General features: G+C 34.2%; 16 protein-coding genes. All 16 read left to right on the forward strand.

Going from position 1 to position 17,878, the window contains the following annotated elements; genetic code table 11:
• Positions 1 to 191: 191 nt before the first annotated feature.
• The gene (locus AC1TPB_RS15565; RefSeq protein ID WP_482077340.1) at positions 192 to 1,871 is read left to right on the forward strand and encodes a TDP-N-acetylfucosamine:lipid II N-acetylfucosaminyltransferase family protein; all 1,680 of its coding nucleotides are present in this window, start codon (positions 192 to 194) and stop codon (positions 1,869 to 1,871) included.
• A 3-nt stretch (positions 1,872 to 1,874) separates the two neighbouring features.
• Complete coding sequence (gene rfbA, locus AC1TPB_RS15570) at positions 1,875 to 2,750, forward strand: glucose-1-phosphate thymidylyltransferase RfbA (protein WP_482077341.1); 876 nt, start codon at positions 1,875 to 1,877, stop codon at positions 2,748 to 2,750.
• Positions 2,743 to 3,888: a dTDP-4-amino-4,6-dideoxygalactose transaminase gene (gene rffA / locus AC1TPB_RS15575; protein ID WP_482077342.1), complete on the forward strand. Its 1,146-nt coding sequence runs from the start codon at positions 2,743 to 2,745 to the stop codon at positions 3,886 to 3,888. Before rfbA ends, rffA begins: the two co-directional genes overlap by 8 nt.
• Positions 3,889 to 4,017: 129 nt before the next feature.
• Positions 4,018 to 4,776 carry a GNAT family N-acetyltransferase gene (locus AC1TPB_RS15580; protein WP_482077343.1) on the forward strand — a complete coding sequence of 253 codons (759 nt, stop codon included), beginning with the start codon at positions 4,018 to 4,020 and terminating at the stop codon, positions 4,774 to 4,776.
• A gap of 1 nt (position 4,777) precedes the next feature.
• Positions 4,778 to 5,776 (forward strand): TylF/MycF/NovP-related O-methyltransferase, encoded by a 999-nt coding sequence (locus AC1TPB_RS15585; RefSeq protein WP_482077344.1) that lies wholly within the window; start codon positions 4,778 to 4,780, stop codon positions 5,774 to 5,776.
• A gap of 57 nt (positions 5,777 to 5,833) precedes the next feature.
• Positions 5,834 to 7,906 (forward strand): glycosyltransferase family protein, encoded by a 2,073-nt coding sequence (locus AC1TPB_RS15590; RefSeq protein WP_482077345.1) that lies wholly within the window; start codon positions 5,834 to 5,836, stop codon positions 7,904 to 7,906.
• Between the two features lie 22 nt (positions 7,907 to 7,928).
• Positions 7,929 to 9,197, forward strand: coding sequence for a nucleotide sugar dehydrogenase (locus AC1TPB_RS15595; protein WP_482077346.1), 1,269 nt, complete (start codon positions 7,929 to 7,931; stop codon positions 9,195 to 9,197).
• A gap of 74 nt (positions 9,198 to 9,271) precedes the next feature.
• On the forward strand, positions 9,272 to 10,246 hold the full coding sequence (locus tag AC1TPB_RS15600) for a glycosyltransferase family 2 protein (RefSeq protein WP_482077347.1): 975 nt from the start codon (positions 9,272 to 9,274) through the stop codon (positions 10,244 to 10,246).
• A gap of 48 nt (positions 10,247 to 10,294) precedes the next feature.
• Positions 10,295 to 11,446, forward strand: coding sequence for a glycosyltransferase (locus AC1TPB_RS15605; protein WP_482077348.1), 1,152 nt, complete (start codon positions 10,295 to 10,297; stop codon positions 11,444 to 11,446).
• Between the two features lie 47 nt (positions 11,447 to 11,493).
• A complete protein-coding gene (locus AC1TPB_RS15610) occupies positions 11,494 to 12,234 on the forward strand; it encodes an SDR family NAD(P)-dependent oxidoreductase (protein ID WP_482077349.1) in 741 nt (246 codons plus the stop codon).
• A gap of 29 nt (positions 12,235 to 12,263) precedes the next feature.
• Positions 12,264 to 12,803, forward strand: coding sequence for a UDP-4-amino-4,6-dideoxy-N-acetyl-beta-L-altrosamine N-acetyltransferase (gene pseH / locus AC1TPB_RS15615; RefSeq protein WP_482077350.1), 540 nt, complete (start codon positions 12,264 to 12,266; stop codon positions 12,801 to 12,803).
• A gap of 22 nt (positions 12,804 to 12,825) precedes the next feature.
• Entirely contained in the window at positions 12,826 to 13,062 is a 237-nt protein-coding gene (locus AC1TPB_RS15620; RefSeq protein WP_482077351.1) for an acyl carrier protein, read from the forward strand.
• A 110-nt stretch (positions 13,063 to 13,172) separates the two neighbouring features.
• Complete coding sequence (locus AC1TPB_RS15625; protein ID WP_482077352.1) at positions 13,173 to 14,159, forward strand: acyltransferase; 987 nt, start codon at positions 13,173 to 13,175, stop codon at positions 14,157 to 14,159.
• Positions 14,160 to 14,254: 95 nt separating this feature from the next.
• Complete coding sequence (locus tag AC1TPB_RS15630) at positions 14,255 to 15,604, forward strand: AMP-binding protein (protein WP_482077353.1); 1,350 nt, start codon at positions 14,255 to 14,257, stop codon at positions 15,602 to 15,604.
• The gene (locus AC1TPB_RS15635) at positions 15,601 to 16,668 is read left to right on the forward strand and encodes a LuxE/PaaK family acyltransferase (protein WP_482077354.1); all 1,068 of its coding nucleotides are present in this window, start codon (positions 15,601 to 15,603) and stop codon (positions 16,666 to 16,668) included. Before AC1TPB_RS15630 ends, AC1TPB_RS15635 begins: the two co-directional genes overlap by 4 nt.
• Positions 16,668 to 17,867: an acyl-CoA reductase gene (locus AC1TPB_RS15640; protein WP_482077355.1), complete on the forward strand. Its 1,200-nt coding sequence runs from the start codon at positions 16,668 to 16,670 to the stop codon at positions 17,865 to 17,867. Before AC1TPB_RS15635 ends, AC1TPB_RS15640 begins: the two co-directional genes overlap by 1 nt.
• The last annotated feature ends 11 nt before the right edge of the window (positions 17,868 to 17,878 follow it).

The raw sequence follows: 17,878 nt of genomic DNA on the forward strand, positions 1-17,878 counted from the left end.
AATAACTAAGTCTTTTTACATCGGAATTACTCAAATAACCAACTTATTTTCCAATTGGAGTTAGGATAGAAATGAAAAAACCTCTATGAACGTAGGTGGTAGGTACGTTTGATGGAATGAGGAAAACCTTGTCCCATCGGCCTCGGTGAATGCCGAGAGGCCATTATTATAGTAGGAGGCATAATAACTACATGAATGATGGTAGTAAAGAATATCAAATCGTGATTTTTGGAACAGGTAATTTTTCTCAAATGATTGTTAAACAATTGTCAGTACCAGTTTTAATGTACCTTGATAACGATGAGGAGAAGCATAGGGCAGAATTAAATGGTATTAATATTTATTTGCCGGAAATATTAATTAAAAAAAGCTTCTTACCATATAAAGTACTGGTAGCTTCAAGTTATTATAAAGAAATTTCTTTGCAATTAATGGGTTTTGGACTAGTAGAAAATCAAGATTTTTACAATGCGAAGTGGCTATTTATCGAAGAAAATATGGAAACAAGAGCATGGTTACATGAGTTAAAGTATTTAAAACAAAAAATACTTTTTTTGAAATCCTTCCCTATTAAAAGCTTATTAGAAACCTATCTTAATAGGTATGAAGAGTTAAACCCCACAGATAAAAGGATTAATCTCATAAGAAACTATATTACTATTGATGATTTAAATGAGGAAGAAATCAAGATTATCTATTTTTCAAAATTAAAAAAAGATACAGTAGGTATAGAAAGCAGAAATATTCATTTTATTATGGACAATATGGCGTCCAAAGCATTTTATGATTACATTCAAACACAAAATTATAAACATCAAAATCTGTTTATACTAATTGACAATAGAAATTCTTTTGATTTTTTTGAAAAGACAACAGAAAATATTCATAAAATTTCTTATTTAGATATTACAAATTATTCATTGAATTATTGGTTAATTGATACCATTAACCGTTCGGAAAATGTATATATACATTTTCTATTCGACTCAATAATTGATTTGTTTGAAAATCCTTTAATTTGCAAACCGAAGACTCATTGGATCATATGGGGTTCGGATTTATACTCTGATCTTAATATTCAACTGTATGGTGAAAAAACGAAAGAGCTATTTGTGGATAAATATTCAACGGATAAGTATGAAAAAAAAACAAGTAAAGTGAAATTTATAAAGGAACTTGACAAGGTTTTGACAGGAATTAAGGGAGAGTTCAATTTAGTAAAAGATCACTATGAAACTTCTGCACAATATATTAATTTCCATTATCCTTCACATATTGATATGGATATTCTTGATAAAGTTATAGCTGAGGGAAATGAAAATCTTAGTAGAAATATTAATGTATTAGTGGGTAATTCAGGAAGCCAAACAAATAACCATATAGAAGTTTTCGATGTTTTACTTAAATATTTAGATGAAATCACCCAAGTAATTGTACCACTTTCTTATGGAGACGAGGTATATATAAAACAAATTAGTCAATATGGGAAACAAATGTTTGGGGATAAGTTCAAACCTATGTATGAATTTTTGGATGGTTATGAATATGGGAAACTAATCAATGATTGTGATTTTATTTTTATGAATCATAAAAGACAGCAGGGATTCGGTAATATTCTTATTTCGTTATACTTAGGGAAGACGGTGTACCTCTCGGAAAATGTTACAACATACAATACATTGATTGAATGGGGGTTACAAGTGAACTGTATAGAGAGTTTCTTGTATAATCCGTTCAATAAATTAGAAGATCAATTAGGTGGACGTGAAGATTCTGTATCGAGGAGTGCTATTAACCGAAAAATTTTAAGAAGGCATACGGAGGACATAGTAGAGATATATCAAAATCTATTTTTTAAAGAAAAGAGGTAAGACATGAAGGGAATTATTTTAGCAGGGGGTAGTGGTTCGCGCTTATACCCTTTAACTACAGCAACCTCTAAGCAACTGTTACCTATATATGATAAGCCAATGATATATTATCCATTATCAGTATTAATGCTTGCAGGAATAAGAGAGGTTTTGTTAATTAGTACCCTGCATGATATTCCTCGCTTTGAGAGCTTATTGGGTGATGGATCAAGATGGGGGATATCAATTGAATATGAAGTGCAAGAGGAGCCCAATGGGTTAGCAGAAGCCTTTATTATAGGGGAGAAGTTTATTGGTAAAGATTCTGTATGTCTTATTCTCGGTGATAATATCTTCTATGGCCAAGGTTTTACCCCTGTATTAAAACAAGCTGCTTTACTACAAGAAGGGGCAGTTATATTTGGGTATCAGGTAAGGGATCCACAGCGTTTTGGCGTTGTAGAATTTGATGAAAAAATGAATGTAGTTTCTTTAGAGGAAAAGCCAGTAAATCCAAAATCTAAATATGCAATAACAGGTCTATATTTTTATGATAATAGGGTTGTAGAAATTGCGAAAAAAATAAGTCCTTCTGCTAGGGGAGAAACAGAAATTACCGATATTAATAATGAATATTTGAAAATGGATTGTATAAAAGTACAATTACTCGGAAGAGGATTTGCTTGGCTTGATACAGGTACTTTTGAAAGCTTATTAGCAGCTGGGCAATTTGTTGAAACGATAGAAAAACGACAAGGATATAAGATTGCTTGTTTAGAAGAGATTTCTTTTAATCAAGGGTGGATCACAAAAACTGAAGTTTTATCAAAAGCATTACAATATAAAAATAATAGTTATGGAGAATATCTTCGCATGTTAGTAGGTGGAATAATTGATTAATTTTAATGTGCCTTCTGTAACCGGTAAAGAAATAGAGTATCTTAAGGATGCAATTAATTCAGGACACTTAAGTGGCGACGGTAAATATTCAAAACAGTGCCATCAATGGTTAGAGAAAACAGTAGGAACAAAAAAGGCATTGCTGACAACAAGTTGTACACATGCTTTAGAAATGGCTGCTTTGTTATTAAACATTCAGGCTGGTGATGAAGTAATTATGCCGTCATATACATTTGTATCCACTGCAAATGCTTTTGCCTTACGCGGGGCCAAAATAATATTTGTAGATATTCGACCAGATACAATGAATATTGATGAAACGAAAATCGAGGCAGCAATTACAAATAAAACGAGAGTGATAGTCCCTGTTCATTATGCAGGCGTTAGTTGTGAAATGGATACTATTATGGAACTTGCAAATAGATATAAAGTATTTGTTGTGGAAGATGCTGCACAAGGGATAATGTCAACATATAAAGGGAAAATGTTGGGTTCAATTGGACATTTAGGAACGTATAGCTTTCATGAAACAAAAAATGTTATATCTGGTGAAGGCGGAGCATTACTAATTAATGATGAGCGTTTTATAGAACATGCTGAGATTATTCGTGAAAAGGGAACAAATCGATCAAAGTTTATTAGGGGACAAGTTGATAAATATACGTGGCAAGATATAGGATCTTCCTACTTACCAAGTGAGTTAAACGCTGCATATTTATTTGCACAATTAGAAAATGCACAAGACGTTTTGCTAAAAAGACAATACTTATGGAACATATATTATGACAATTTGAAAAATATTAAAGAAATTGAGTTGCCGTATATTCCAAAAGAAATGACTCATAACGGTCATCTATTTTATTTGAAACTTAAGAATATTGAGAAACGCACTCAATTCATTAACTTATTAAACTCTTGTCATATACAATCTGTATTTCATTATATACCTTTACACAGCTCCCCTGCTGGAAAAAAATATGGTGAATTTAAGGGCGACGATATTTATACCACTCGTGAAAGTGAAAAACTGGTTAGATTACCACTATTTTATTCCATGACGAATGAACAAATTTATTGGATTATTGACAAAATAAAAATGGTTTTTGAAAATTTGCATGATATGAAAAATAAAGAGTGAGATTTCTGTAAAAGACAAAAATGAAAGAGATTGGTGAACAAATTGTTTTATTTTTCTGTAAGTATGGCTTTGAAAAGGTTGTTTTAGAATGAAGCTATAACATAGTTCTTAAATCATGGGAGGGTATCTATGATTACTAAATATATAGATAACAAGAGTTATTTCAAATGGAGACGAACTCCCTGGGATGAAAAAGCTTTTGGAAAAAAAACCTTGGAAATTACTGAAATTATGTACGAAAATATTGTGACTCTGAAAGAAATTTTTATGGAAATCTATGATCTAGTAGAGCTTGAGAAAATAGAACTTGTCTACTTCAGGTATAGTACATCAGATAATGATATAAAACGTGAAGCTTTTTTAAATGGATTTCAAATTGTGGAACACTCCTATCGTGTTAAACATTCCAATATAAGTAAACTTGCTCAAAGCGGAAAACGATTAGACTTCAGAAAAGTAACGCCGGAAGATACAGAAAGTGTTATAAGAATCGTAGCAGATTCTTTTTTACATGGTAGATTCCATGAGGATCCGAACATTGACCTAGAGATGGCTAAAGAAAGATATAAACAATGGATCTTACAGTTAATGAAAGAAACTGATTTTTTTGTATTAGAACTGAAAGGTGAAGTTGCAGGTTTTTTTAATTATGTAATTAATAATGATGTTATCGATTTGCCCTTATCAGGACTCAGTAAAAAGTATTCAGGTTTGGGTGGATTTATGTGGAAAGACATGTTTAAAGTTATTGATGAGCATGAGGATGTCAAGCAAGTAGAGATAATGATTTCGGCGGCTAATTTAGCTGTTTTAAATTTATATACTTCACTTAATTTTAAAATAACAGATTCTTTATTTGGTTATCATAAACATATTAGGAGAAATTAATATGGAAAAAATCTTTCTTTATGGAAATGGAATATTAAGTGCGACAATACAGGGATTACTTGATAAAAATAAGGTGGATTTAATCGGTATTGTTGTCGATAAAGAATATTGGCCTACTGAATATCAAAGCGATACACTAATGATTTCACCAGAAGAACTTATAAACTATGATTTTGATTACATTGTGATAGCTTCCAATTTTTACGATGAAATGAAAGGAAAACTGCTAAGTAACGGGATTAGTGACAAAAAAATTATTGCGACTGAAATACATAAAAGTAAGCAATATAAGAAATTTATAGATGAGGTACGAATTGATTTTGAAGATTGTTTCAATCAATCAAAGTTAAATCAATTTTTAATAAGTGATATTTATGAACCTATTAATTTAGCGTATACGAATCCATCTAACCGTGAGGGAAATATTACAATTAATAATCCTGACTATGTAAGATATGCTACATTAGAGCTAACAGCTAGCCGGATAAATGAAGCGGAAATCAAGGGTGAGGTTGCCGAAGTAGGTGTCTACAAAGGTGAGTTTGCTGCTTATATTAATCAGTTATTTCCTAATAAAAAGTTATTTTTGTTTGACACATTTGAGGGTTTTCCGCATGAAGATGTGGACATAGAAAATAAGTTTGGTTTCTCTAAAAATGTTAGTAAACAATTTAGTGACACTAGTGTTGAATTGGTTCTTAAAAAGATGTTAAATCCAGAAAATTGTATAGTGAAAAAAGGATATTTTCCTGAAACAGCTAGTGATATTAATTGTGATTTTGCATTTGTTAGTTTAGATGCTGATTTGTATCAACCAATTTATGATGGATTGCATTATTTTTATTCTAGGCTGAGCCAAGGTGGAGCCATCTTTATACATGATTATCTGAATAATAATTTTAAAGGTGTCAAGGCTGCGACGGATCAATTTTGCAGTGAAGAAAAAATAACTTTACAAATTTTAAGCGATTTTTATGGAACTGCAGTATTAGTGAAATAGAATGAAGTTTTTCGATTTTTATGCTAGAAGACGAATTTACAATTTACGGAATAAAGTGTGAAAGCTATTGGAGGTGGAAATTTGAATAGAGTATCAAAAGTTAAAGTAGCTTGTATATTGGATGAGTTTAGCTATGAATGCTTTAAATACGAGTGTGATTTATTGTATCTATCAAAGTCAACTTGGAAGGAACAGGTAGAACAATTCCGGCCTGATTTTTTATTTGTAGAGTCATTTTGGAAGGGACTAGACGGTAGCTGGGAAGGAGAAATCATTAAGTTTACAGAAAAAAAAAACTCGGAATTTATTGAATTACTAGCTTACTGTAAACAGGATAAAATACCTTTAGTATTTTGGAATAAAGAAGATCCACCAAACTTTTATTCGTTTATTGATGCCGCAAAATTATTTGACTACATTTTTACTACGGATGAAAATTGTATACCATTATATAAACAAATTGTTAACCATAATCGTGTTTACTCTCTTCTATTTGCAGCACAACCGAAAATTCATAATCCAATCGGAAAGCGAAATTCAGGTAAAATTTCTTTTGCAGGATCATGGTATCAGAAGAAACACTTTCTCAGACAGGTTGAAATGAGATATCTTTTAGATGGAGCAAAAGATTATCAATTAGATATATTCGATAGGCACTATGAAAATACTGAACATAAGTTTCCGAATGAATATAAGGAATATGTTCGAGGTGCTTTAGAATATGGTGAAATGGTCGAGACGTATAAGAGATATACTATCTTTTTAAATACAAATATTGTGTTTGATAGTCCGACCATGTTTTCGCGAAGAGTATATGAAATTACTGCATGCGGAACTAATATAGTAAGTGCTTATTGCCTAGGGATTGAGGAACAGTTCCCACATATTATTCCACTAGTTACTTCTACTGAAGAAACGAAGGAATGGATTTATAGGTTATTAAACGATGAAAGGCTCAGTAAGGAATTAAGTATATTGGGCATTAGAGAAGTTTATAATAAACATTTATATTCACATCGATTAGAAAAAATATTATATCACATAGGGTTAAATGAAAATGAGGGAAATGAATATAAGGTTCTCGTATTTGCAATTATAGCTAACTTTGAACAATTAGAAATTATTATTTCTAATTATAATAGACAGTCTCTAAACAAAAAGGAATTAGTAATACTAACAAACTTAATAGTCGATGAAGAGATAATCAAAAAATATAATATTACTCTTATAAGTGATCTTTCAGACTTATTAGTTCTGGTACAAGGTTTTCACTATTTGTCTATAATGTCTTCTAATTGTTACTATGGTGAACATTACTTATTGGATATGTACCATGCATCAATATATTCTGAAGCAGATATAGTGGGAAAACATTCGTATTATAAATATGATCAGGGTGAATTATCAACAGTTAATTTAAATAATGAAAATCTCTATACCTCATTAAATGATCTAGATAGAGATACTATTTTTATTAATTTACGGAAAAATCAACATATTCTAAACATAGAGGCCATGAAAGAGTGTTTAGATTTGACAGCTGGGAACAAGGGTTTGAATTTCAAATGTTTTTCAATTAATATGTATAGTTTTATAAAGGTAATAAATGAAAATGAGATGAAGAATCTTGATGGAAATACAATTTCCAAGGTTAACATTGAGAATGTGAAGCTTAAAACACCGATAATAACCCCGAAACAGTATAAAAATAGACTAATGGAAAACTTATATACTGAGGGTTACCCAGGCTTTATATCATTGTTTTCATCGAAAGTAACTGATAAAAGTCAACCTATTGTTATATACGGCGCTGGAGTTCATACTTTAAAAGCGATGCCTTTATTAATTAATGGTGGTTATAATATTATTGGAATTTCTGATCGTAATCGAGAACTGCACGGTCAATTTGTCTTAGACAAAGAAATTCAATCAATAAAGTATTGGGAGAAAATTAATGGGTTAGCAATTTATATTTCATCGTATGACTTTGAAGACATTATTTATGAAGAGTTAAGTTATGTCAAGAATAATGGTGTTAAATTAATTAATTTATATCATTTATTCAAAAGTTATTCAAAAGATATTTTTAAAGAACTATATTTAGAAGAGTTTACGATCGAAAATGCTTAATATAGAGCCTATGAGGTGAATTATGAAATCTAAAATATGTGTAATTGGATTGGGTTATATAGGATTACCTACTGCAGCAATGCTAGCTAAGGTGGGTTGGGATGTAACGGGTGTAGATATAAATCTGGATTTAGTTCGCAATCTAAATAATGGAATTATTAGTATTGATGAAATTGGTTTGAATGATTTGGTATGTGAAGCAATTAATAGTGGTTCCTTAAAGGCAGAAGGGATTCCTAATCATGCTGATTATTTTATTGTTTCGGTACCAACTCCGATCACAAGTGAAAAAAACGCAGATATGACCTATGTCATTGATGCTATTGATGCTATAATACCGTTTCTAGAAGAAGGAAATACGATTATTATTGAATCAACAATACCTCCCAATACATTAGATAAATTAATCGCACCACTTATTGAACAGGCGGGGTATAGTCCGGGTATTGATGTTTTTCTAGCCCATTGTCCTGAAAGGGTGCTTCCAGGAGATATTTTGAAAGAATTAGTTTATAACAATAGAATTATTGGAGGAATTAATGAGGAATCAACATTTAAAGCTGCAGAAGTTTATAAAAGTTTCGTGAAATCTGAAATTATCAATACTAGTGCCTTAACCGCAGAAATGTCTAAACTAATGGAGAACGTATATAGGGATGTAAATATTGCGTTAGCTAATGAACTAGTGAAAATATCGGAGCAGTTGTCAGTTAATGCTTTAGAAGTCATTAGGCTTGCTAATTTACATCCCAGGGTAAATATACTTGATCCAGGACCTGGAGTTGGTGGTCACTGTATTGCCATAGATCCATATTTTATAATAGAAAAGGCGCCACAGCAAGCAACATTAATATCCACTGCAAGAAAAGTTAACGATTCGATGCCAGCATTTGTAGTAGAACAGGTGAAGAAGTTACTACCAAAACGAAGTGAGAAAATTGCTGTTTTTGGATTATCATATAAAGGTAATGTAGGTGATATTCGCGAAAGTCCCGCGATTAAAGTGTTAGAAAAATTAAAGCAATTAGGCTATAGTTATAGCGTTTATGATCCATATGTTGATTCCAAAATGTATCCTTTAGACACGTTTGAAAAATGTCTTAATCAAGCTTCATTATTGTTAGTGTTAGTTGATCACAATGAATTTAAAAACATTGATGAAGACAAAATTATAAGAAATATGAAAAGTCCAACGGTTTTAGATACAAAAAACATTATTCGAGTGAATTCTAACGATATTAGAGTGTTTAACTTTTCGAACTTAGAAAACTCCAATGGTAATATTATTTGAACATGGAGACAATCAGCCAAATTTGAGACGAGATTCAAAGCCGACTACAACAGCTATAAGCTAAAGGAGGAGCAATGATGAAAGAAAAAAAAGTATCAATAATATTGCCTACATATAACAGAGGTTATCTATTATCAGACGCAATTGAAAGTTGTTTATCTCAATCACATAAAAATTTAGAGTTAATAATAATTAATGATGGATCTACCGATAATACAGAAGAAATTGTACAAAGGTTCTTGTCTGATAATCGAGTTAAATATTATGTGAAATCCAATGAGGGGTTACCTGTTGCATTGAATTTTGGACTTGATCAAGTTACTGGAGATTTTATTACATGGACTTCCGATGATAATTTATATAAAGAAGATGCAATTGAAAAGCTTATCGAAGTATTAAATGGAGTTGGGACTCCGGCTTTTGTATATTCTAATATGTCTTATATTGACGATGAAGGTAGCATAACATCCCTATTTGATTCAAATTGCCAAAATAGAATTTATATGCATAACTATATTGGTGGATGTTTTTTATATCATTACGAGGTGTTTAAAGAAGTAGGTTACTATGATTTAGATCTGAGACTTGTTGAAGATTATGATTATTGGATTCGTGTTTACGAAAAGTTTCCAATGTATCATCTGAGTGAAAAATTATACTTGTACAGATTACATGATAATAGCCTATCCTCAACGAAGAAGCAAGAAGTTCAAAATATGTTTCAATTAATATACGAAAAGCATCAAGTCTTTTCTAAAATAACGAAAGATATAACGGAAGAGTGCAATTTAGAAAACAAAAAGATATATATTTGGGGAACTGGTAGTTTAGCGAAACGAATGTACGATCATTTAAATCTGGATATTTTCGGATTCATTGAAGGGGTTAACAAGGAGATGACATTATTTTTGAATAAACCGATTACTTTTCCAGAGGAGATCGAGCATTTGAGAGATGATGTTTTTATCATTATTGCTTCTACATATAGAGCAGAAATTGAATTTATCTTGCGTAACTTGGGATGGAAGCCTAATCAAAATTACTACTAATCGATGAATATCACCATCAACTTGACGAAGGTAGCTGGAGGTAGCGACATGAATATTACCGCAGTAATTCCACTATACAATGCAGAAACATACATTAAAGAAGCATTGTATAGCTTAATAAATCAATCTCACCCATTAGATGAAATATTAGTTATAGATGACTACAGTACGGATCGTTCTCTAGAGCTAGTGAAGGAAGTTAGTAGACAGAGTTCTAAGATAAAAATTATAGAACTCCCATATAATCAAGGTGTTTCCGCAGCACGTAATCGTGGAATCATGGAATCAAGAAACGATTGGATTTTAATGATGGATGCAGATGATACAGTCCATTCAGACCTCATCCAATCTCAGATTACAAAATTAATGGAATATGCCACTGTTCAACCTAACCCTGTTTGTGTTCATCCAGCATATGCTCAGACAGATTCAAAGGGAAATGTATTGTCAGGCGGTGAATATTATGGTCAGCAATTACCGTTTAATGAAACCTTTGGCGCGTTATTAGTACGCAATTACATCATCACTGCTTCAGGGTTATTAATCAATCGTGAAGTAGCATTAAAAATAGGTGGTTACAATGTTAATATTAATTTATCGGAGGATTACGAGTTTCTTTTACGTTTATCTCGACAAGGAACCTTCGTTTATCTAGAGAAGCCATATGTATATTATCGTCGTCATATAAGTAATGCTTCAGCGAATTCAGAAAAAATGATGGTGGCAGGAAAAACAATTCTGAATATGTGTACTATGGATGTAATAAAAGAAGCTATCTTTTGTCGAAACTTTAGCGGGCAGAGGAACTTAATAGATTTTGTGACGCTTCTTTTTCAATATCAGCAATATGATGAGGGTTTTCGTCATCTGGCTGACGTTACAGCGGAAGAACTTAGAGGAACTAAATTATTTTACCAATCACTGTATTATATTGAGAAAAGTCAAACAGACGAGGCTATAAACTATTTAAACAAGTTAGTTGCAGTGGACGATGGGCATGGCGCAGCATTTAATAACCTGGGTGTGTTATATGCAAAGATGGGAAATAAAATCGAGGCAAATATTTTATTTGAGAAGGCGTTAACGCTGTTTCCAGGTTATATGGATGTAACCCACAACTTTGCTGCATTAAAAGAAGGAATTAATGATTATCATTTTACAAAGCGAGAATTACGTAAGAATCTTCTAAGATATTCTTAATAGGTGTGACACTAGAAAATATATTTAATAGACAAGGTGAGATCGATATGTTAAAGGACAAAGTTGCCTTTATTACAGGTGCTACGCGTGGGATTGGTTATGCTACAGCGCTTAAGTTTGCTAAGCATGGCGCTACGCTTTTATTGAATGGTAAGGATCAGCAAAAACTAGTAGATATCCAGCAATTTATTACAGAAACTTATAAAGTAACTGTTCATATATTAGCCTATGATGTGCGAGATATAAGCGAGATCAAAAATGCCTTTGTCTGGATTAAGAAAAATGTTGGTCAGCTTGATGTGCTTGTTAACAACGCAGGTGTGTTGGAGGGAGCGCTGCTTGGAATGGTCAATGAGCAACAGATGTCGAATACATTTTCAATTAATATTGAGGCAGTTATTTATCATATGCAATATGCTTCGAGATTAATGACTCGGCAGAAGAAAGGATCAATTATTAATGTGAGCTCTGTTATTGGGAGATCAGGTGATATTGGTCAAGTCGTATATGGTTCTAGTAAAGCTGCTGTTATTGGAGCAACATATTCAGCGGCCAAGGAGCTAGGATCACATAATATTCGTGTTAATGCGGTAGCTCCAGGTTTTATTGATACCGATATGACGAAGGAGCTATCGGAAGAAAAGTATGCACAACGCTTAAGCGGGATTACAATGAAGCGTTTTGGTAAGGCTGAAGAAGTAGCGAATACGATTCTTTTCTTAGCATCTGACCTTTCATCATACGTCACAGGGCAAGTGATTGGTGTTGATGGTGGAATTGAGATGTAATCGAAAGCTTTTCGAACGGTGGTGGAGTAATGTTAACTTTCCGAAAAATAACTGAAAACGATTTGGAACTAATATTGGAATGGCGTACAAGTGAGCATGTCACCAAATATATGTATACCAATATGGATAAAAATATAGATAACCAACGAAGATGGTTTAATAAAATCTCTCAAGACAGTTCGCAATGTTACTGGATGATTCATTATAAGGAACATCCGATTGGTATTATTTCAATGAGTAATATTGATCTTCACAATAAGAAGGCAAGTCTTGGGTTTTACATTGGGGATTTGGAGTATTCGATTATTGCTGGACGGATTCATCCCTATCTATATAATTTCGCATTTTTTGAATTAGGATTGAATAAGCTTTGTGCTGAAGTTATGAGTGGCAACGATGGTATTATGAAAATGCATCTTTATTATGGTTTTTCACATGCGGCAACGTTTAAGGATCATATTTATAAAGATAATCAATACCATGATGTCGAGTACTTTGAACTACTTTCTGCAGTATGGAAAGAAAAGTGTATAAAGTTTCATAAGCATAAAGCAGAATTTATATTATAATAGATTGTAAGGTGGGAAAGATATGAATGAAGAAAAGCTACGCACAATTTTCGCAGAGGCATTAGCAATTGAGCTTGACCAAGTAACGGATGAGTTATCTTATAACTCCATTCCGCAGTGGGATTCCCTCGCTCATATGGCACTAATCGCTGAGATTGATGATCAATTCGACACGATGCTAGATACAGATGATGTCCTAGATATGAACACATTTGCTAAGGCAAAAGAAATATTGGCAAAATACGATGTGCAATTTTAATTAAGGCTACATTAATACATGGAAGTTGATACATGTTACGCTAATGTATCAACTTCTTATTAATGTATATGGGGGTGAATGATATGCTTACTGAGTTGACGAAAAGCCGAATGGATCAACATTTATCCGAAGTCGGAGACAGGGAAATTGTTATATGGGGAGTAAGTCAATTTGGAAACCATATCTTTAAGTATTTAGTTGAGCATGGTTACAATGTTTCATGTTTTATAGACCGTGATCTTAATAAACAAGGTGGTAAATACTGTGAACGACCTGTATATGATCCCGTAGCTACTATTTCTAGCACTCAAAAATATTATATCATTGTGGCGTTGACGGTTGTCCATGAAGATATAAAGGATAAATTGGCGACTTACAATTATATAAAGGGCGAGGATTACCTTTACTTTTTCGATGTTAACTTAACTATATCTGAAATTAAAGATTATAATGATTCATTAGGTAACCAAATTATAGGGAAACCTAACAATATAAATAGTAAAGTAATCTTTAAAGGAAATAATAATAAGCTAGTTTTTGAAAAAGACGTACATTTAGAAAATGTGTTGATACACTTTCTGAATGATGATGGGTATTGTTATATCGGGGAAAAATCTCAATATCGAGGATCAATTGTTATCGGTATAGGTTGCAAAGTAATTATTGGGCACTCTATGTGGGTAACAAATAGTTGCAATATTAACGCCGCAGAATATACCGAGGTTCACATTGGTAATGATTGCATGTTTGCAAATAATAATAAGATTTGGACAACTGACTTCCATCGTATATACGATGTTTCAACTGGAGAAAGAATTAATAATAGCAAATCAATCTCAATAGGGAATCATGTATGGCTTGCACAAGATGCTACCGTCTTATCTGGGTCTCACATAGGAGAGGGTAGTGTGATTGGATACGGAAGTATAGTGAAATCTAAAATACCTAATAATTGCATTGCAGTAGGTAATCCTGCTCGTAAAAAAAAGAGTAATATTGCTTGGGATAAGAAGTATGTACATGTCAACAATCCATATATATCTCCAGATGATGAGATCATTGGGGATAGAAAGTATTGGAATGACACAGAAGAATGATGTCAGTCTGCACAATACGATGTGCAATTCTAATGACAGGGGTGTGGTACTGATACCATGCCCTTTTCTTATATAGTGTTGAACGGAGGGTGTTTATGTTTTTTGAAAACTTCAAGAGTAATAATAAAGTGGCCATTATCACGAAAGATGCACAATATACTTATGAACAATTACAACAATTAACGAAAGAATACCAACTACACTCCACGCAAAAAGAGTTAGTTCTATTACTTTGTGAGAATAATATACAAATAATCATTGCCTACATTGCTGCATTGCAGGATGGTCATGCTGTAATGCTTATGGGCGCAAACACCGACAAGCAATTACTGGATATCATTGTTACAACTTATCAACCAAAATGGATCGTGGGAGCAATCTCATTTGAAAATTATGTTCAAACAGGAAATATTCAAGAGAGAACAGCATTTGCATCGTATTTCATTCATCCAGACTTGGCGCTGTTATTAAGCACTTCAGGCACAACGGGGAGTCAGAAGTTTGTTCGCTTATCGTATGCCAACTTGCAAGCAAATGCAGAATCGATTGTTGCATATCTACAGATCGATCAGAATGAGCGAGCGAGTTTGAATTTTCCATTGTCATATTCATATGGGCTATCCATATTGAATAGCCATTTGCAAGCAGGGGCAACCATATTATTAACAGATGAAAGTGTTATGGCTAAGCCCTTCTGGCAATTTGTCGAGGAGCATCAGGCGACTTCATTGGCGGGTGTACCCTTCACCTATCAGATGCTACGTCGAATCGGCTTCTTAAAGATGGAGTTGCCTCATTTGAAGACATTGACGCAGGCGGGGGGACATTTGGATGAACGGTTGGTCAATTTATTTGGAGAATATGCGGAGAATAATAATAAGAAGTTTTATATTATGTATGGTCAGACGGAGGCAGCTCCACGTATGTCGTATATCCCTGCCGATCAGTTGTTAAGAAAAGTAGGAACTATTGGTATTGCCATTCCTGGAGGACGATTCGAGCTAGCTCCAGAAACGAATGAATTGATCTATAAAGGGGCTAACGTCATGCTCGGTTATACTGAGACATTAGACGATTTAGCTAAAGGAGATGAGAATAACGGTATCCTATATACTGGAGATGTCGCTGAAGTAGACACTGATGGTTATTATACAATTACCGGTCGGATGAAGCGATTTGTCAAATTATTCGGTTTGCGTATTAATTTGGATGATGTAGAGCGCAAGCTAGTGTCTGTATTAGAGCAACCAGTCGCATGTACTGGTAATGATGATAAATTACTAGTCGTAATCGAAGCTGAATCTGCTTTAGCTGATGTGAAGCAATGTTTGGAAACGATGTATAAGTTGCATCATTCTGCATATAAAATTATCGTTGCAGATGCTATTCCAAGAATGGCGAATGGTAAGACGGATTACAAAGCGATAAAGGATGAGATGTTATGATCTATCCGTACAATGAAGAGAAGAAACTGAAGCAGCAAACATTAGTGCACGAGCTTAACCAATTAACGGAGCATCACATTGAGCATAGCGCTGCTTATCGCGCAATGCTTGCTAAGACGGGAGGCTTTCAAGCAGCGACCTCACTAGATGAAGTGCCTTATTTGCCAGTGCAATTATTTAAGCTTATGGACTTATTATCTATAGCAGCAGAAGATATCGTGAAGGTGTTAACGTCAAGCGGTACCTCAGGACAGCAAGTCTCAAAAATATATTTGGATAAAGAAACTTCTGTTAGTCAGACAAAGTCTTTGGTCGATGTGATGAAGCCGATACTTGGCGCCAAGCGGTTGCCAATGGTTATTTTGGATGCCAAGTCGGTGCTGAAGGATCGTCGTTCTTTCAGTGCAAGAGGAGCAGGGATTTTAGGCTTTGCCAATTTTGGAAGACGTCATTTTTATGCTTTGCATGATGATATGACTGTAGATTGGGCAGGCTTACAAAGCTTCTTAGAAGAGCATAAAGGTGCTAAAATTCTATTGTTTGGATTTACTTTTATGGTATGGAAGCATGTTGTTCAAGAGGCAAAGCTTCAAGGAATTAAAATAAATTTTGGAGATAGTGTACTCATTCATGGTGGCGGCTGGAAAAAGCTGCAGGATGAAGCTGTCGATGCGCGAACATTTAATGCAGAAATGAAGCAAGTGCTCGGTATTAAGCAAGTACACAACTATTATGGGATGGTTGAACAGGTTGGTTCGATCTTTGTTGAGTGTACGCATGGACATCTGCATACGCCTAACTTCGCGGATGTTTTAATTAGAGACCCGATTACGTTTGAACCGCTTGCCTATGGTGAGCAAGGCTTAATTCAAGTCGTAAGTTTATTGCCGCGAAGCTATCCTGGTCATAGCTTATTGACGGAGGATCTAGGAACGATTCATGGTGAAGATGAATGTGCCTGCGGATGGAAGGGCAAATATTTCAGTGTAGCAGGACGTATTCCGAAGGCGGAATTAAGAGGCTGCAGTGATACATTTGCCTATGGAAAAGGAGGCGTGAAATAATGCGTTTTTATTGGCCACAACAACATGGAGAATTAGTATTAGAACAGCTACAGCATCAAAAAACGTTAGCTGCTTTTAATAACGAAGCTCTAACTTTTATCCAAGCATTGTCGAAGCGCTTTGTGAAGTTACGACAGTTTCCAGAAATCGTTGCACTCGGGTTTTGGATGCGAAAAGCACATATGAAACAGCTGCAAACGACATGGGAACAAGAAATAATGGATCGTGTTGTAAAGGCGAGAGGAACGGTATTTCATTTGGCCCCTTCTAATGTAGACACGATCTTCATATATTCGTGGATACTATCGTTACTAGCAGGTAATCGCAATATTATTAGAATTTCTAGTAAGGAGCAGTTACAGACTAATAGATTACTTACGGAACTTTTGGCGGAGCTTGCAAATTCGGAGCATCAAGAAATTTCCAAAAGAACGATTGTCTTATCTTACCCACATCATGATGCAACGACCGAGAAGCTGAGTCAGCTATGTCATACTCGTGTCGTATGGGGTGGAGATGCTACTATAAAGGCAATTCGCAAGATTACATTAGCGCCGATGGCCAATGAACTTGCATTTTCAGATCGTTTCTCCATGTCAGCCATTCGTGCTGAGGCTGTTAATAGGCTGGATAGTGGAGAACTACAGCAATTAGCTGAACGATTTTATAATGACTCCTTCTGGTTTGATCAGATGGCCTGCTCTTCACCGAGATTAGTGGTGTGGACGGGTACCCAGCAAGTAGTTGAACAAGCGCAACAAAAGTTTTGGTCACAGGTTGCACAAGTTATCGAAGCAAAAAATTATGAAGTAGCAGCAGCTACGCAGGTGCAAAAGCTGGCAACTGGATTATGGCTAGCAACAGAACAGGCAACGATTAAAGTAGACCATCAAAACATGTACTCACGAATTCAGCTTAATGGAATAACGGCCGATCTGCGAGAAAGACATTGCGGTGCAGGTCTCTTTTATGAAGTTGCTCTTGAGAACCTTGCACAAATATCCGATATTATTATAGATAAAGATCAGACGCTTTCTTATTTTGGCTATACTAAGGAACGGTTAAACGAGATGGTCGATCTGATCACTAATCGAGGGATTGATCGCATTGTTCCGATCGGGCAGGCGTTAGATTTCCAAGCGGTTTGGGATGGTCAAGCATTTTTGCGCTCATTTACAAGAGAAGTCGTTATTTTATAATGGGATGTGTA

Source organism: Paenibacillus sp. Y951, assembly GCF_056786395.1.

What these genes read in the sequence shown, in the direction of transcription:
- AC1TPB_RS15595 (WP_482077346.1), top strand. Translation starts at nt 7,929, where the DNA reads ATGAAATCTAAAATATGTGTAATTGGATTGGGTTATATAGGATTACCT.
- AC1TPB_RS15585 (WP_482077344.1), top strand. Translation starts at nt 4,778, where the DNA reads ATGGAAAAAATCTTTCTTTATGGAAATGGAATATTAAGTGCGACAATA.
- rfbA (WP_482077341.1), top strand. Translation starts at nt 1,875, where the DNA reads ATGAAGGGAATTATTTTAGCAGGGGGTAGTGGTTCGCGCTTATACCCT.
- AC1TPB_RS15640 (WP_482077355.1), top strand. Translation starts at nt 16,668, where the DNA reads ATGCGTTTTTATTGGCCACAACAACATGGAGAATTAGTATTAGAACAG.
- AC1TPB_RS15620 (WP_482077351.1), top strand. Translation starts at nt 12,826, where the DNA reads ATGAATGAAGAAAAGCTACGCACAATTTTCGCAGAGGCATTAGCAATT.
- pseH (WP_482077350.1), top strand. Translation starts at nt 12,264, where the DNA reads ATGTTAACTTTCCGAAAAATAACTGAAAACGATTTGGAACTAATATTG.
- AC1TPB_RS15635 (WP_482077354.1), top strand. Translation starts at nt 15,601, where the DNA reads ATGATCTATCCGTACAATGAAGAGAAGAAACTGAAGCAGCAAACATTA.
- AC1TPB_RS15565 (WP_482077340.1), top strand. Translation starts at nt 192, where the DNA reads ATGAATGATGGTAGTAAAGAATATCAAATCGTGATTTTTGGAACAGGT.
- AC1TPB_RS15630 (WP_482077353.1), top strand. Translation starts at nt 14,255, where the DNA reads ATGTTTTTTGAAAACTTCAAGAGTAATAATAAAGTGGCCATTATCACG.
- AC1TPB_RS15605 (WP_482077348.1), top strand. Translation starts at nt 10,295, where the DNA reads ATGAATATTACCGCAGTAATTCCACTATACAATGCAGAAACATACATT.
- AC1TPB_RS15625 (WP_482077352.1), top strand. Translation starts at nt 13,173, where the DNA reads ATGGATCAACATTTATCCGAAGTCGGAGACAGGGAAATTGTTATATGG.
- AC1TPB_RS15610 (WP_482077349.1), top strand. Translation starts at nt 11,494, where the DNA reads ATGTTAAAGGACAAAGTTGCCTTTATTACAGGTGCTACGCGTGGGATT.
- AC1TPB_RS15580 (WP_482077343.1), top strand. Translation starts at nt 4,018, where the DNA reads ATGATTACTAAATATATAGATAACAAGAGTTATTTCAAATGGAGACGA.
- AC1TPB_RS15600 (WP_482077347.1), top strand. Translation starts at nt 9,272, where the DNA reads ATGATGAAAGAAAAAAAAGTATCAATAATATTGCCTACATATAACAGA.